The sequence below is a fragment of the Shinella sp. GW821-FHT11G07 genome (genome assembly GCF_058808115.1).
The window spans coordinates 71,942-86,791 of sequence record NZ_JBXARJ010000020.1; the positions used below are offsets into that span (position 1 = coordinate 71,942).

Consider the following 14,850-nt stretch of genomic DNA (forward strand, 5'->3'; position numbering starts at 1 on the left):
CTGATCTCCTAAGCGTTGCCCATGCGCCGCCCGGCGCCGGACACGATGCGTTCCGCACCGGTGAAAATCTCGAATTCCTCGCCGCGCACCAGCGCGATCAACGTCATGCCCGCCTCTTCCGCGGTGCGGATGGCGAGCGCCGTCGGCGCGGAAATGGCGATGATGAAGGGGCTGCCGATGATCGCCGTCTTCTGCACCATCTCGACGGACACGCGGCTCGTCACGACGACGGCACCGGTGCTGCCGGCATGGCCGGCGCGTCGTGCGGCGCCGACGAGCTTGTCGAGCGCATTGTGCCGGCCGACATCCTCGCGCACCGCAATCAGGCCGGCGCCCGGCACGTAGAAACCGGCGCCATGCACGGCGCGCGTCACCATGTGCAGCGGCTGCTGGCCGTTCAACAGGTGCACGGCCTCGGCCACTTCATCCTCGCTGAGCGTAAGTTCTGACGCACGCACGGATGGCGTCACGCGAACCGCCTGCTCGATCGATTCGATGCCGCACAGGCCGCAGCCGACAGGGCCGGCCATGTGGCGGCGGCGGGCCGTCAGCGCATCGTTCTGCACATCGGCAAGCCGGATCTGCACATCGATGCCCTTGTCCTCCGCCAGCACTTCGATGGTTTCGATCTCACGGGGATCGCTGATGATGCCTTCCGTCAGGCTGAAGCCGACGGCGAAATCCTCGAGATCGGCGGGTGTCGCCATCATCACGGCATGGGTCGAGCCGAGATAGGAAAAGGCTACCGGGGTTTCCTCCGGCACGAAACGCTCGCCATCCGACAGTCGCCCGTTGCGGCGGGCGATCTCGGAAACCTTGGTCGTGGTGGAAAATTCCGGCACGCGCGTTCCTATTCTGCCGCCTCCAGCTTGCCGGCGATCCGGCGGGACCGGCGTGCCAACTCGTCATATTCGATCTGCCAGTCGGACGGGCCGTTCGACGGCGAGATCTGCACGGCCGTCACCTTATACTCCGGACAGTTCGTCGCCCAGTCGGAGAAATCGGTGGTGATGACGTTTGCCTGCGTCGTCGGATGATGGAAGGTCGTGTAGACGACGCCGGTCGCGACGCGGTCGGTGACCAATGCGCGCAGCGTCGTCTCGCCGGCGCGGCTGGCAAGCCGCACCCAGTCGCCATCGCGGATGCCGCGGATTTCGGCGTCATGCGGATGGATCTCCAGCCTGTCTTCCTCGTGCCAGACGACGTTTTCCGTACGGCGTGTCTGCGCGCCGACATTGTACTGGCTAAGCACGCGGCCGGTGGTGAGCAGCAGTGGGAAGCGCGGGCCGGTCTTCTCGTCGGTTGCGACATATTCCGTTCGTATGAACTTACCTTTGCCGCGCACGAAGCCGTTGATGTGCATGATCGGCGACCCCTGCGGGTTCTTCTCGTTGCACGGCCACTGCACGGAGCCCATCTTTTCGAGATAGTCGTAGGAGACGAGCGCAAAGCTCGGGGTCGTCGCGGCGATCTCGTCCATGATCTCGGACGGATGGCTGTAGTTCCAGTTGAGGCCCATTGCCTGGGCGAGGTTTTGCGTAACCTCCCAGTCGGCATAGCCGTTCTTCGGCGTCATCACGCGGCGAACGCGGTTGATGCGGCGCTCGGCATTGGTGAAGGTGCCGTCCTTCTCCAGGAAGGTCGAGCCCGGCAGGAAGACATGGGCGTAGTTCGCCGTCTCGTTGAGGAAGAGGTCCTGCACGACGACGCATTCCATGGCGGCAAGGCCGGCGGAGACGTGCTTGGTGTCCGGATCGGACTGGAGGATGTCCTCGCCCTGGATGTAGAGGCCCTTGAACGTGCCCTCGACGGCGGCGTCCAGCATGTTGGGAATACGCAGGCCCGGTTCGTTGTTGAGCTTGACGCCCCAGAGTTTTTCGAAGATCTCGCGGGTCGCGTCATCGGAGATATGGCGGTAACCCGGCAGTTCGTGCGGGAAGGAGCCCATGTCGCAGGAGCCCTGCACATTGTTCTGGCCGCGCAGCGGGTTCACGCCGACGCCTTCGCGGCCGATATTGCCGGTCGCCATGGCGAGGTTGGCGATGGCGATGACCGTCGTCGAACCCTGGCTGTGCTCGGTGACGCCGAGGCCGTAGTAGATCGAGCCGTTGCCGCCGGTGGCGAAAAGCCGTGCAGCACCGCGCAGCGCTTCCGGTTCCACGCCGGTGAACTGCTCGATCGCCTCGGGGCTGTGCCGGGGCTCGGCGACAAAGGCGGCCCAGTCCTCGAATTCCGACCAGTCGCAACGCTCGCGAATGAAGCGCTCGTCGTAAAGGCCTTCCGTCACGATGACATGGGCAAGGGCAGTGACGATGGCAACGTTCGTACCAGGCTTCAATGGCAGGTGATAGGAGGCCTTGATGTGCGGCGAGGAGACGAGCTCGGTGCGGCGTGGATCGATGACGATGAGCTTGGCACCCTGGCGCAAGCGCTTCTTGAGGCGCGAGGCGAAGACCGGGTGGCCATCCGTCGGGTTGGCGCCGATGACGATGACGACATCCGTGTGCTCGACCGAATCGAAATTCTGCGTGCCGGCGGAGGTGCCGAAGGTCTGGCCGAGACCGTAACCGGTCGGTGAATGACAGACGCGGGCGCAGGTATCGACGTTGTTGTTGCCGAAGCCGGCGCGGATCAGCTTCTGGACGAGATAGGTCTCTTCGTTCGTACAGCGCGACGAGGTGATGCCGCCGATCGAATCGCGGCCATACTGGTATTGAATGCGGCGGAACTCGGCGGCGACATGGGCATAGGCCTCGTCCCAGGTCACTTCGCGCCACGGATCCGAGATCTTTTCGCGGATCATCGGATTGAGGATGCGATCCTTGTGGGTTGAATAGCCATAGGCGAAGCGGCCCTTGACGCAGGAATGGCCGCGATTGGCCTGGCCATCTTTCCACGGTACCATGCGGACCAGTTCTTCGCCGCGCATCTCGGCCTTGAAAGAGCAGCCGACGCCGCAATAGGCGCAGGTGGTAACGACGGAATGTTCGGGTTGGCCGATCTCGATGACGGATTTTTCGGTGAGCGTCGCCGTCGGGCAGGCCTGCACGCAGGCGCCGCAGGACACACATTCCGATTCGACGAAATGTTCATGCATGCCGGGCGACACGCGGCTGCCGAAGCCGCGGCCCTCGATGGTCAGCGCGAAGGTGCCCTGCACCTCTTCGCAGGCGCGCACGCAGCGCGAACAGACGATGCATTTCGACGGATCGTAGGTGAAATAGGGGTTCGATTCGTCCTTCGGCATCCACTTGGCGTTGATCTCGCCGCTATTGCGGGCCTTGACGTGGTTGTCGCCCTCATAGCCATAGCGCACGTCTCGCAGGCCGACTGCGCCGGCCATGTCCTGCAATTCGCAGTCGCCGTTCGCGGCACAGGTGAGACAGTCGAGCGGGTGGTCGGAGATATAGAGCTCCATCACGCCCTTGCGGATGTCTTTCAAGCGGCCCGTCTGGGTGTGGACGACGAGGCCTGGCGCCACGGGTGTCGTGCAGGAGGCAGGCGTGCCGTTGCGGCCCTCGATCTCGACGAGACAGAGGCGGCAGGAGCCGAAGGCGTCCACCATGTCGGTGGCGCAGAGCTTCGGCACCTTGATGCCAGCCTCCATCGAGGCGCGCATGATGGAGGTGCCTTCCGGAACGGTGATCTCGTTCCCGTCGATGGTGAGCGTCACCATCTTTTCCGCGCGCGAGGCGGGCGTGCCGTAGTCGATTTCGGGGACGAGGGACATGGGAACCTCCGGTCAATTCTTGCGCCGCGAAAGGGGTTCGGGCGACTTGGGTTGTTTCTACGACGTCTTCTCGGCGAGGGTTGCCGCAACCAGTGCATTCGCATGGCCATGGCCAAGACCGTGCGTTTCCTTGAGGAGCGCCACGATCTGCATATGTGCCTTGCCGTCCTGCGCGCGAACGATCGCTTTCCAGTGCTCGATCGGCTGGCCGTATTTCTTCTCGATGGCCGGGAAGTAGGAGGCCGGGCCTTTGACCTTTTCCGTTTCGCTCATTCCGCAGCCTCCACCAGAGGGGCCGGCGAAAAGTCTTCCGGGAAATGGGTCATGGCGCTCATCACCGGATAGGGTGTGAAACCGCCCAGCGCACAGAGCGAGCCGAACTTCATCGTGTTGCAGAGATCGGCCAGCAGCGCGCGGTTTTTCTCCGGCTCGATGCCCTGGGCAATCTTGTCGGCGGTCTCGACGCCGCGCGTCGAGCCGATGCGACAGGGCGTGCACTTACCGCAGCTTTCCACGGCGCAGAATTCCATGGCGAAGCGCGCCTGCTTCAGCATATCGACTGTTTCGTCGAACACGGTGATGCCGGCATGGCCGATCAGGCCGTCCTTGGCCGCAAAGGCTTCGTAGTCGAAGGGTGTGTCGAACAGCGCGCGCGGGAAATAGGCGCCGAGCGGGCCACCGACCTGCACGGCGCGAACCGGGCGGCCGGAGGCCGTGCCGCCGCCGATCGTATCGACGATCTCGCCGAGCGTCAGGCCGAAGGCGGTCTCGTAGAGGCCGCCATGTTTGACGTTGCCGGCGATCTGGAGCGGAATCGTGCCACGCGAGCGGCCCATGCCGAAGTCACGGTAATAGGCGGCACCCTTGTCCATGACGACGGGCACGGAGGCGAGCGAGATGACGTTGTTGACGACCGTCGGGCGGCCCATGAAGCCCTGCAACGCCGGAAGCGGCGGCTTGGCACGCACGATGCCGCGCTTGCCTTCGAGGCTGTTGAGCAGTGCGGTTTCCTCGCCGCAGACATAGGCGCCCGCGCCGACGCGGATTTCCATGTCGAAGGCTCTGCCCGAGCCCAGCACCGAGGGACCGAGCACACCGGCGGCGCGCGCGATCGTGACCGCTTCGTTCATCACGGCGATGGCGTGCGGATACTCCGAGCGGGTGTAGACGTAGCCCTTGGTGGCACCGGTCGCGAGGCCGGCGATCGCCATGCCCTCGATCAGCACAAAGGGATCACCCTCCATGATCATGCGGTCGGCGAAGGTGCCGCTGTCGCCCTCGTCGGCATTGCAGACAATGTATTTTTTGTCGCCGGGCGCGTCGAGCACGGTCTTCCATTTGATGCCCGTCGGGAAGCCGGCACCGCCGCGACCGCGCAGGCCGCTGTCGGTGACTTCCTTGACGACCTCGGCCGGGGCCATGGTGATGGCTTTTTCCAGGCCTCTCAGGCCGCCATGCGCCTTGTAGTCGTCCAGCGATACCGGATCGATGACGCCGCAGCGGGCGAAGGTGAGGCGGGTCTGGTTTTTCAGGAACGGAATGTCTTCCGTTCCGCCAAGACAGAGCGCATGGGCTTTGCCTTCAAGGAGGCCGGCATCGAGCAGGGAGGCGACATCGGACGGCTTCACCGGCCCGTAGGCGATGCGGCCTTCGGCGGTCTCGACCTCGACCAGCGGCTCCAGCCAATGCATGCCGCGTGAACCGTTGCGCACGATTTTGATGTCGAGCTTGCGGGTGTCCGCCTCACCGGCCAACGCCTTGGCGACGCGGTCGGCGCCGAGCGCAAGGGCGGCGGCATCGCGGGGAATGTAGATGCGAACGGTCATCGGCGTGCCTCCGCAACAAGTTCCCTGGCAAGGTCCGCATCGACCCGCCCATGCACCTCGCCGTCGAGCATCGCGGCGGGTGCGCACGAACAGAGCCCGAGACAGTAGATCGGTTCGAGCGTCACGGCCCCGTCCAGCGTGGTCTGGTGGAAATCGATGCCGAGCAGCGATTTGACGCGCTCGGCAATCTCGTCCCCGCCCATCGACTGACAGGCCTCGGCGCGACAGAGCTTCAGGACATGGCGTCCGGCGGGGTGGTCGCGGTAATCGTGATAGAAGGTAACGACGCCATGCACTTCAGCGCGCGACAGGTTCAGTTCGGTTGCGATGACCGGCAGACATTCCTGCGGCACATAGCCGAACTCGGCCTGGATTTCATGCAGAATGGGAAGAAGCGGCCCTTCAAGCCCCTTCAGGTCGCTGACAATTGCCAGCGTTCTCGCTGCGATATCGCCGGTCACGTGCACATTCATGGTCAGGCCTCCCAACCGACACGAATGAACCGCAAGGATTATACGGGTTCTGGCGTGCCGATGCCATTGAAACTGCTCGGCGAAGACCGGAACCCTGTCGATCCACGCGGACTATCCGGACAGCTTCTCAGTCCGGAGGCGGCGGGTCAATAAAGCAAAGCCGTTGGCTGATAGGAAAATCCTATCAATCGATCCCTTTTTCCGCCAGCACACGGGCTTCGTGCAGCAAGGCGGAGACGAGCGGCGTGAAGGGCTCGCGGTGGGTGGCGACGAGACCGACAGTGTGATGCGGTTCAGGGTCGACAAGGGAAACTATACTTATTTCGTCAGGAAATCCAAATGATTTTGCGACATTTCTCGGCATGATGCTGGACCAGCGTCCGGTGCGCACATGGGAGAACAGCACGATCATCGAGTTCGCTTCGAGCGATGGCTCGACTGTAACGCCCGCTTCGGCGAAGTGGCGATTGATGATGCGGCGGTTCTGCATGTCGGCGGTTAATAGGCAAAGCCTAATATTGCCGGCCTCCTGCCAGGTCACGGTTTCGCGATCAGCGAAGGCGTTACCCTTGGCGGTGACAAGGCAATAGTGCTCGTGCAGGAGCGGCACGCTGGTGACGCGGCCGAGCGGCTCGTTTTCCAGATAGGTAAGGCCGGCATCGATCTCGAGGTTTTCCAGCAGGCCGAGAATCTTGATCGAAGTCGTGGAGAGGATGGAAAAGGTGACGTCGGGGTGCTTTTCCTGAAACGGCGCGGTGATGTGCGGCACCATGGCAAGTGTCGTTGGGATGGCGGCAAGGCGGATATGGCCGGACAGGCCCTTTCGCGCGGCGCGCATTTCCTCGCGCATGGTGCGGGTGTCGCCGACGATGCGGCGCGCCCATTCGAGCACGCGCTGGCCCTCCGGTGTCAGGCCCTGGAAGCGGGAACCGCGGACAACAAGCATTACGCCGAGCTGCTCCTCCAGCTGGCGGATTGCCGCCGAAAGCGTCGGCTGCGAAATGCCGAGCTCCTCTGCGGCCCGGGCGAAATGCCGTTCGCGGGCGAGCGCGATGAAATATTCAAGCTTGTCTATCATGTGCGAACCGCGCCTCCCTGCTCTTGATACAAAAGAACAGTGGCGACACCAATGCCCCGCGCCCTATATCTGGCGTAGCGACAGGATCACGAGGAGGACGCCATGACGTTTCAAGCATTGCTGGTCGAGAAGGGGGCGGATGGCGCAGTCTCCGCAGCCATCCAAGACCTCGACGATTCGCGGCTTCCGGATGGCGATGTCACCGTAGCGGTGGAATATTCAACGCTCAACTACAAGGACGGGCTCTGCATCAACGGCAAGGGCGGGCTGGTTCGTACGTTTCCGCATGTGCCGGGCGTCGATTTCGCCGGTACCGTCGAAACCTCGGACGATCCACGCTACCGTCCCGGTGATCGGGTTGTGCTGACCGGCTGGCGCGTCGGCGAGGTCTGGTGGGGCGGCTATGCGACCCGCGCCCGGGTCAAGGCCGACTGGCTGGTGCCGCTGCCGGACACGCTCTCGACGCGCCAGGCCATGGCGATCGGCACGGCGGGGCTGACCTCGATGCTCTCCGTCGTCGCGCTGGAAAAGGCCGGGCTTTCGCCGTTAAAAGGCGATGTGCTGGTGACGGGTGCCGCCGGCGGCGTCGGCTCGGTCGGCGTCGCACTGTTGGCACGGCTTGGTTATTCGGTCGCCGCCGTCACCGGCCGCCCGGAAACGGCAGACTATCTGAAGAGCCTCGGCGCGGAGACGATTGTCGGCCGTGACGAATTGTCGGAGGCAAGCAGCAAGCCGCTCGAATCCGAGCGCTGGGCCGGTGCGATCGATGCGGTTGGCGGTGAGATGCTGGGGCGTGTGCTGAAGCAGATGAAGTATGACGGCGCCGTCGCCTCTGTCGGCCTGGCGGCGGGTGCTGCCGTGCCGTCTTTTACGGTCATTCCGTTCCTGCTGCGCGGTGTCAGCCTTCTCGGCATCGATTCCGTGATGCGGCCCTACGACCAGCGCGTCGACGCCTGGAACCGCATCGCCTCCGACCTGCCGATGGACAAGCTGGAATCCATGGTCGTCGAGCATCGGCTCTCGGATCTGCCGGAACTGGCCAATTCCATTCTCGACGGCAAGGTCAAGGGGCGCGTCGTCGTCGATGTGCGCGCTTAGGGCAATTCCGGCAGCCCATGCGGTTTAGACCTGCACCGGTCGCGCTTCCTGGTCCGTCACGCCGAAGACGCGCCGGTAGCGTTCGATCTCGGCCGGGTCCCCGGTCGCCTTGGCGGGATTGTCGGAGAGCTTGACCGCCGGCCGGCCATTGGCGCTTGTCACCTTGCAGACCAACGATATCGGGTCGAGGCCGTTGCCGCCGTCCGGGTCGCAGCCGCGAAAATCATTGGTCAGGTTGGTGCCCCAGCCGAAACTCATGCGCACGCGGCCGTGGAAATGCCGGTAGGTTTCCTCGATCGTGTCGATATCCATGCCGTCGGAAAAGATCAGCAGTTTTTCGCGCGGATCGCGGCCCCTCTCCTTCCACCAGCGGATGATCTGTTCGCCGCCGGAAATCGGCGGTGCGCTGTCCGGGCGAAAACCGGTCCAGTCCGCAACCCAGTCCGGTGCGTTGGCGAGGAAGGCGGTCGTGCCATAGGCGTCGGGCAGGGCGATCAGCAGATTGCCGTTATAGTGCTGCTGCCATGCTTCCAGCACCTGGTAGGGCGCCTGGGCCAGCGCTGCATCGCCGTCGGCGAGTGCGGCGGCGACCATCGGCAGTTCGTGTGCATTCGTGCCGATCGCTTCCAGATCGGCATCCATGGCAAGCAGCACGTTGGACGTGCCGATGAAACGATCGTCCAAACCTTCCTTGAGGGCCTCCACGCACCACCGCTGCCAAAGAAAACCGTGCCGCCGCCGCGTGCCGAAATCCGAGATGACGAGATCCGGCAGCTGGCGCAGCCGCTCGACCTTTTCCCAGAGCCGAGCCTTGGCGCGGGCATAGAGCACATCGAGCGTGAAGCGGCCCCTGTCGCGCATCGCGGCGCGCGACTTCAGTTCGTTGATGATTGCCAGCGCAGGGATTTCCCACATCGTGGTGTGCGTCCAAGGCCCATCGAAGTGCAGCTCGTATTGCCCGTCGATCTTGCGCAGTTCGTAGTCCGGCAGGCGGAATGCCGCCAGCCAGGCAATGAAATCCGGGCCGAACATGCGTGCCTTGCCGTAGAAACTGTTGCCGGCCAGCCAGATCAGCTCCTTTTTGGTGAACCGTACGCTGCGGGCATGGTCGAGCTGGGCACGCAGTTCACCCTCGTCGATGACGTCGGCCAGCCGCACGCTCTTCGTCCGGTTGATCAGCGAGAACGTCGCTTCGATGTCCGGATGCAGCTGCCGGATCATCTGGAGCATCAGCAATTTGTAGAAATCGGTATCGAGCAGGCTGCGGACGATAGGGTCCAGCCGAAAATTGTGATCATGGGTACGGGTCGCAATATCGGTAACAGCCATGCCGCATAGTCCTCATCATTGACGAGGTGAAATATGCGCATTGGGGCGCCGGCGGCAAGTCACCGCGCGAGGGTGGCTGGATGGCTCACGCCGTGGCGGTCTCCGGAAGCAGCGCGTCTCCCCTGGTATAGGTGTCCTCGAAACGATCGAACCCATGAGTGCCGCCGTTGACGGCCCGGCGCGCCGCCTTCAGGTCTCCACTCGACAGGGCGTTGCGGATGACGTCCTGCTTGTTGAACAGGAATTGCGCCAGGATGAGGCCGGCCAGCGTGGAATCATTGGCCAATGTCGGCGTCACGATCAGATTGGCACTGATCTGGGCCCCGATTCGATTGTAGTTGTAGCGGCCCGTCAACTGCACGAAGCCACGGCCGCGAAAACGTGCGCCGTCGCCGGGCTGGGTGTTTCCCAAATTCTTGCCGACGCTCGTGCCGGGTTCGTATTTGTCGAACGGAACCGTGCTGGTGTTGTATTTGCTGACGAATTCGTTGATCGGCACGAAGCCTTCGGTCTCTGCGCGAATGGTCGCCAACGCCATCAGCACCATTTCCCGGTCGACAAGTCCCTTTTCGCGCAGGCCGGCAAGCACGGACGGCAGGTGCGTCTTGATATTGGCGAGCGGTGTCGCCGGGTTGAAAATGCTCTTGACCAGGGTCGGACTGATGAGATCGGTGCTGTCGTCATCCGCGGCGGCGGCACCCGTTCCCACCGCCGGAGCGGTTATCATCGATGTGATCGAACCGAGTTTGGTCTTGATGTCGGCCAGGTCGAGTTTGAAGGCGGCCTCCGTGACCGCAGCGGTTGTAAGCACTTCGGCAGCGGGCGTTTGGCCGGCGACGTTCACGACAACGGTCGATGGCGGCTTTGTCGGCGTAGTGCCCGCTGCCACGCCTTCACCGCCTCCCGGAGAGCCGCCACCGGCCGGCGTCGGCAGGCGGGCGACGAAGGCCTCGATGATGTCCGTGCCGGCATAGCCGGCTGCCGCCAGGCCGAGCAAGAGGTCGATGTCGTTGACTGTGATGGCGGCAAGCTTGCCCAGGTCGAGCAGCAGCGCAGCTGCCACGCCCGCAATGAAGCCGATGAACAGGCTGACGACCAGCCTGCTGGCAATGAAGCTATCCTGCTCGTTGGGACCCTTCGCGGCATTTTCGTCATGAAGCTTCTTGAGGCCGATGACTGTTCGCGCACCCTGGCCGATCAACCCCATGACGCCGCCTAGGAAGACTGCGCCGAGAACCTCTGCAACTGCCATGACCCACCTCCCAACATTAGGAGAGAGTTAACCAGCAATCGTGAAAAAATGCAACCTTTGACTGTGGCGTTGTCGCCTCTGGCGACAATGCATGCGCGAAAGGAGGCGTGAGCAGATTCGCACGGTCATCGTTGCGCGCCGGGATGTGGCGCGCGGTGCGCCGCAACAAGGCGGCACCCTCTGCGGATCTATGGGAAAGGCGGCCCTCAGGCCGCCTTCTTGTTCCCGTTGAACGGGATTTCGATGTCGACGGCGAGCGTCGAGACCTGGGCCCCGCGTTCCATCTTGATGCTGACCTTCTCGTCGTCGATCTGCATATGCTTGGAAATGGCCTTGAGGATCTCGTCGCGCAGCTTGTTGACGAGGTCCGAATCGCCGGTGGAGGCGCGCTCATGGGCGAGCAGCACCTGCAGCCGCTCACGGGCGGCCGGGGCCGACTGGGTGCGGGAGAAAAAACGGAACAGGTTCATGCCGCTTTCCTTCCGAAGATCTTGCCCAGGAAGCTGCGCTTGTCGCCGGGAATGGTGACCGGGAGGTTTTCACCCTTGAGGCGGCGTGTCGCTTCGAAATAGGCGAGCGACGGGGCGCAGCGGCCGTCGGCGAGCGTCACGGGCGCGCCGACGTTCGACGCGCGCAGCACGTCCATGCTTTCCGGGATGATGCCAAGCAGCGGGATCGACAGGATTTCGAGCACGTCGTCGACCTTCAGCATGTCGCCACGCTCGGCGCGGGCCGCGTCGTAGCGTGTGAGCAGCAGGTGCTTTTCGACGCGTTCGCCGTTCTCCGCCTTCAGCGTCTTGGAATCGAGCAGGCCGATGATGCGGTCGGAATCGCGCACGGAAGAGACTTCCGGATTGGTGACGACGATCGCCACGTCCGCGTGGCGCATGGCCAGCGTGGCACCACGTTCGATGCCGGCCGGGCTATCGCAGATGACCCAGTCGAACGCGTTCTTCAGGGCGGCGATGACCTGCTCGACGCCTTCCGGCGTCAGGTTGTCCTTGTCGCGGGTCTGCGATGCCGGCAACAGGTATAGCGTCTCGACGCGCTTGTCGCGGATCAGCGCCTGCGTCAGCTTGGCTTCGCCCTGGATGACGTTGACGAGGTCATAGACGACGCGGCGCTCGGCCCCCATGACGAGGTCGAGATTGCGCAGGCCGACGTCGAAATCGACGACCACGACCCTATCGCCGCTCTGTGCCAGCGCGGCGCCGAGTGCGGCTGACGACGTCGTCTTACCGACGCCGCCTTTACCCGATGTGACCACGATTACCTTGCCCATGGACCTCTCCAGTTCTGTGTATGTGTTTCGGTTCAGCCGAGTGTTGCTGCCTTGATCGTTTCGCCATCGAGCCAGATCTGCACGGGTTTGCCGCGCAGGTCCGGCTCCAGGTCGTCGGCGGTCTTGTAGAACCCGTCGATGGCGATGAGTTCCGCTTCGAGTTTGCGGCAGAAGATGCGCGCCGACGCGTTGCCCGTGGTGCCGGCCATCGCCCGGCCGCGCAGCGGGCCGTAAACATGGATCGAGCCGCCGGCGACGATTTCCGCGCCTGATGCGACCGAGCCGACGATGGTGACGTCGCCTTCGGGGAAGAAGATGGACTGTCCCGAGCGCACCGGCCGGTTGACGACCATCGACGGCATGACCGAGGCCTGCGGTGCCGGTGCCTGCGTTGGGGGCGGGCTGGAGGGCGCTACGGCTTCGACGTGCTGGCTCCGATCTGCCTGGCCGCTGACGGGCGCCTCAATATCCGCGGCCGGCCGGCCATCAGTCATTGCCGGCGGCAGGTCCGGACCGAGCAGTGCGGAGCGCGCACCCTCGAGGCCCATGACGCGCACGTTGCGGGCGCTGAGTTCGCCAACGAGGTCGCGCAGCTGCTGGCGGTCGATATCCAGTCCTTCGACGTCCAGAATCACCGGCCGGCGCAGGAAGAAGCCGGCGGAGCGCCGGGCCAGATCATCGAGCCGTGCCAGCCAGTCCTCGAAGGGAAGCTCCGGGGTCAGGGACAGTGCAAGGAAGGATCGCCCCTTGAGGCGGATAGGCCGTGGCTGTGTTAACACGTCGGTCATCTTGGTTAATTTTCGGTTGCTTCGGTGTATCGAAGAAATAGTTAACAAAAGGTTAATTGCAGGCCTGGCTGGCGCGAGGCATGCCGCGTCAAAATGTGTTGTGAACGGGCGGAAAATGGCTGGATTTGCAGGCGAAGGCGACGTCTCGCGACACGTTAATTTTTAAAGGGAAATTGCGCACGCGCGCCGATTTTAAGCGCAGTTAAAGGCGTGTGGCGCAAGCGCGCAACACATCGCGGTGAGGATGCAGCCGGTGCTGAATTTCGCCGCGCGAATCGACTGGGAGGGTGCGTGGTGCGCCGTTCAGCAGATGAGCTGACCGCCGTTGACCTCCAGCACCTGGCCGGTGATGTAGCCGGATAGCGCCTCAGAGGCGAGGAAGAGATAGGCGGGCGCGCAGTCTTCCGCTGTGCCGAGGCGCTGCAGCGGGATCGTCTTGCGCGTCGCCTCCAGCTTGTCCGCGGACGAGTAGCGCGCATGGAAGTCGGTGGTGATCGTGCCGGGCGAGACGCAGTTGACGCGGATACCGTCCGGCGCCAATTCACGGGCAAGCCCCTTCGAATAGGTCGAGACGAAGGCCTTGGTGGCGGAATAGATGGCGGAGCCCGGGCTGCCGCCGGTGAGCGCCGAGATGGAGACCGTGTTGACGATCGCGGCATGCGGCGCGCGGCGCAGCGACGGCAGCAGCGCGCGCGTCACCTCGACGACGGAGGTCTGGTTGAGGCGCACGACGGTGTCGTACTGTTCGTCCGTCAGGTCCGCGGCCGGAAAGCGTCCGACCATGGTGCCGGCATTGTTGATGAGCACGTCGATATGCGGGAAGAGGCTGTCCACCCGCTGCAGGATCGCGCCGATGCCGCCTTCGACGAGGAAATCCGAATAGACGATATGCGCGCGGGCTTCTGCAACCGCGATGTCGAGAAAGTCGGGCAGGGGGCCGGAAGCGGCGCGCCCGCCATGCAGCAGCACATGGGCGCCGCAATCGAGGAACTGCCGGGCGATCTCCAGACCGATGCCGCGCCCCGCGCCGGTGACGACGACATTCGCGCCCTTGAACAAGGCTGGATGAAACATGGTTGTCCTCCCGGTGCTCGCCGTGGTCTGCTATGCCCGGCCAGTATCACAAAAATATGCCCGCACTCCAAGAAGGAAGAGCGGATCAATTGATGTGCTTTCGTTTTTGCATATTATGAAACCAAACGAAAGCAATGGGAGGGGTCTATGTTTCTCACAGGTCGCCAGGCGGAGATCCTCGATCTCGCGAAGGTCGAGGGCCGCGTGCTCGTGGAGGACCTTGCGGCGCGCTTCTCCGTAACGCCGCAAACCATCAGGAAGGATCTCAACGACCTCTGCGACAGCAAGGCGTTGACGCGCATTCATGGCGGCGCGCTCTTCCCGAGCGGCAACGAGAATGTGAAATACGAGGCGCGCCGCTCGATTGCGGCCCCTGAAAAGCAGGCGATCGGCCGCGCCGCCGCCACCATGATCCCCGGCAACTCCTCGCTGTTCATCAATATCGGCACGACGACGGAGGCTGTTGGCGAGGCCCTGCTCGACCATAAGGAACTGATGGTCATCACCAACAATATCAACGTTGCCAATCGCTTGCGGGTCTACCCCTCGATCGAGGTGGTGATTGCCGGCGGCGTCGTGCGCGGTGCGGATGGCGGCATCGTCGGTGAGGCCGCGGTCGACTTCATCCGGCAGTTCAAGGTGGATTACGCCGTGATCGGCGTTTCGGCGATCGACGAGGACGGCGCGCTGCTCGACTTCGACTATCGCGAGGTGAAGGTGGCGCAGGCGATCATCGCGAACGCGCGCCATGTCATCCTGGTTTCGGATTCGACGAAATTCGAAAGGACCGCACCGGTGCGCATCGGCCACCTGTCGCAGGTCCATACCTTTATCACCGATACCTGTCCCTTCGAGGGCATTCGCGACATTTGCCAGGAGCATGACGTGCGCCTGATCGAAACGTCTTCGCAGGGATGAGA

The 14,850-nt window shown here is 63.5% G+C and carries 14 protein-coding genes; 2 read left to right on the top strand and 12 right to left on the bottom strand.

Annotated elements, in window-relative coordinates; translation table 11 throughout:
- Positions 1–8 precede the first annotated feature (8 nt).
- The 6 genes from fdhD to AC1RT2_RS28705 all read right to left on the bottom strand — a co-directional run bounded on the left by fdhD (position 9) and on the right by AC1RT2_RS28705 (position 7,107).
- Entirely contained in the window at positions 9–842 is an 834-nt protein-coding gene (fdhD, locus tag AC1RT2_RS28680) for a formate dehydrogenase accessory sulfurtransferase FdhD (protein WP_493107432.1), read from the bottom strand.
- Between the two features lie 8 nt (positions 843–850).
- Positions 851–3,730, bottom strand: coding sequence for a formate dehydrogenase subunit alpha (gene fdhF, locus AC1RT2_RS28685; RefSeq protein WP_493107434.1), 2,880 nt, complete (start codon positions 3,728–3,730; stop codon positions 851–853).
- Between the two features lie 57 nt (positions 3,731–3,787).
- Positions 3,788–4,003 (bottom strand): DUF4287 domain-containing protein, encoded by a 216-nt coding sequence (locus AC1RT2_RS28690; RefSeq protein ID WP_069060880.1) that lies wholly within the window; start codon positions 4,001–4,003, stop codon positions 3,788–3,790.
- The gene (locus AC1RT2_RS28695; protein WP_493107436.1) at positions 4,000–5,556 is read right to left on the bottom strand and encodes a formate dehydrogenase beta subunit; all 1,557 of its coding nucleotides are present in this window, start codon (positions 5,554–5,556) and stop codon (positions 4,000–4,002) included. The genes AC1RT2_RS28690 and AC1RT2_RS28695 overlap by 4 nt, the downstream gene beginning before the upstream one ends.
- Positions 5,553–6,029 (bottom strand): formate dehydrogenase subunit gamma, encoded by a 477-nt coding sequence (locus AC1RT2_RS28700; protein WP_444799547.1) that lies wholly within the window; start codon positions 6,027–6,029, stop codon positions 5,553–5,555. The genes AC1RT2_RS28695 and AC1RT2_RS28700 overlap by 4 nt, the downstream gene beginning before the upstream one ends.
- Positions 6,030–6,213: 184 nt before the next feature.
- Positions 6,214–7,107, bottom strand: coding sequence for a LysR family transcriptional regulator (locus AC1RT2_RS28705; RefSeq protein WP_069060883.1), 894 nt, complete (start codon positions 7,105–7,107; stop codon positions 6,214–6,216).
- A 102-nt stretch (positions 7,108–7,209) separates the two neighbouring features.
- On the opposite strand from AC1RT2_RS28705, the gene acuI reads away from it, so the two are divergent.
- Positions 7,210–8,205: an acrylyl-CoA reductase (NADPH) gene (gene acuI / locus AC1RT2_RS28710; protein WP_493107439.1), complete on the top strand. Its 996-nt coding sequence runs from the start codon at positions 7,210–7,212 to the stop codon at positions 8,203–8,205.
- 24 nt (positions 8,206–8,229) lie between these two features.
- On the opposite strand, the gene pncB is transcribed toward acuI, so the two are convergent.
- From pncB to AC1RT2_RS28740, 6 genes are all read right to left on the bottom strand, one after another.
- Complete coding sequence (pncB, locus tag AC1RT2_RS28715; RefSeq protein WP_493107441.1) at positions 8,230–9,534, bottom strand: nicotinate phosphoribosyltransferase; 1,305 nt, start codon at positions 9,532–9,534, stop codon at positions 8,230–8,232.
- A gap of 85 nt (positions 9,535–9,619) precedes the next feature.
- The gene (locus tag AC1RT2_RS28720) at positions 9,620–10,786 is read right to left on the bottom strand and encodes a glycoside hydrolase family 19 protein (protein WP_493107443.1); all 1,167 of its coding nucleotides are present in this window, start codon (positions 10,784–10,786) and stop codon (positions 9,620–9,622) included.
- 206 nt (positions 10,787–10,992) lie between these two features.
- Positions 10,993–11,256: a cell division topological specificity factor MinE gene (minE, locus tag AC1RT2_RS28725; protein ID WP_069060887.1), complete on the bottom strand. Its 264-nt coding sequence runs from the start codon at positions 11,254–11,256 to the stop codon at positions 10,993–10,995.
- Positions 11,253–12,068 (bottom strand): septum site-determining protein MinD, encoded by an 816-nt coding sequence (minD, locus tag AC1RT2_RS28730; RefSeq protein WP_069060888.1) that lies wholly within the window; start codon positions 12,066–12,068, stop codon positions 11,253–11,255. The genes minE and minD overlap by 4 nt, the downstream gene beginning before the upstream one ends.
- 32 nt (positions 12,069–12,100) lie before the next feature.
- Positions 12,101–12,856 carry a septum site-determining protein MinC gene (gene minC / locus AC1RT2_RS28735; RefSeq protein WP_493107445.1) on the bottom strand — a complete coding sequence of 252 codons (756 nt, stop codon included), beginning with the start codon at positions 12,854–12,856 and terminating at the stop codon, positions 12,101–12,103.
- 303 nt (positions 12,857–13,159) lie between these two features.
- Entirely contained in the window at positions 13,160–13,930 is a 771-nt protein-coding gene (locus AC1RT2_RS28740) for an SDR family NAD(P)-dependent oxidoreductase (RefSeq protein WP_069060890.1), read from the bottom strand.
- A 147-nt stretch (positions 13,931–14,077) separates the two neighbouring features.
- On the opposite strand from AC1RT2_RS28740, the gene AC1RT2_RS28745 reads away from it, so the two are divergent.
- On the top strand, positions 14,078–14,848 hold the full coding sequence (locus AC1RT2_RS28745; protein ID WP_493107449.1) for a DeoR/GlpR family DNA-binding transcription regulator: 771 nt from the start codon (positions 14,078–14,080) through the stop codon (positions 14,846–14,848).
- The last annotated feature ends 2 nt before the right edge of the window (positions 14,849–14,850 follow it).

Coding starts and splice junctions, on each gene's coding strand:
- fdhF (WP_493107434.1), bottom strand. CDS start 3,730: ATGTCCCTCGTCCCCGAAATCGACTACGGCACGCCCGCCTCGCGCGCG.
- AC1RT2_RS28690 (WP_069060880.1), bottom strand. CDS start 4,003: ATGAGCGAAACGGAAAAGGTCAAAGGCCCGGCCTCCTACTTCCCGGCC.
- AC1RT2_RS28695 (WP_493107436.1), bottom strand. CDS start 5,556: ATGACCGTTCGCATCTACATTCCCCGCGATGCCGCCGCCCTTGCGCTC.
- AC1RT2_RS28700 (WP_444799547.1), bottom strand. CDS start 6,029: ATGAATGTGCACGTGACCGGCGATATCGCAGCGAGAACGCTGGCAATT.
- AC1RT2_RS28705 (WP_069060883.1), bottom strand. CDS start 7,107: ATGATAGACAAGCTTGAATATTTCATCGCGCTCGCCCGCGAACGGCAT.
- acuI (WP_493107439.1), top strand. CDS start 7,210: ATGACGTTTCAAGCATTGCTGGTCGAGAAGGGGGCGGATGGCGCAGTC.
- pncB (WP_493107441.1), bottom strand. CDS start 9,534: ATGGCTGTTACCGATATTGCGACCCGTACCCATGATCACAATTTTCGG.
- AC1RT2_RS28720 (WP_493107443.1), bottom strand. CDS start 10,786: ATGGCAGTTGCAGAGGTTCTCGGCGCAGTCTTCCTAGGCGGCGTCATG.
- minE (WP_069060887.1), bottom strand. CDS start 11,256: ATGAACCTGTTCCGTTTTTTCTCCCGCACCCAGTCGGCCCCGGCCGCC.
- minD (WP_069060888.1), bottom strand. CDS start 12,068: ATGGGCAAGGTAATCGTGGTCACATCGGGTAAAGGCGGCGTCGGTAAG.
- minC (WP_493107445.1), bottom strand. CDS start 12,856: ATGACCGACGTGTTAACACAGCCACGGCCTATCCGCCTCAAGGGGCGA.
- AC1RT2_RS28740 (WP_069060890.1), bottom strand. CDS start 13,930: ATGTTTCATCCAGCCTTGTTCAAGGGCGCGAATGTCGTCGTCACCGGC.
- AC1RT2_RS28745 (WP_493107449.1), top strand. CDS start 14,078: ATGTTTCTCACAGGTCGCCAGGCGGAGATCCTCGATCTCGCGAAGGTC.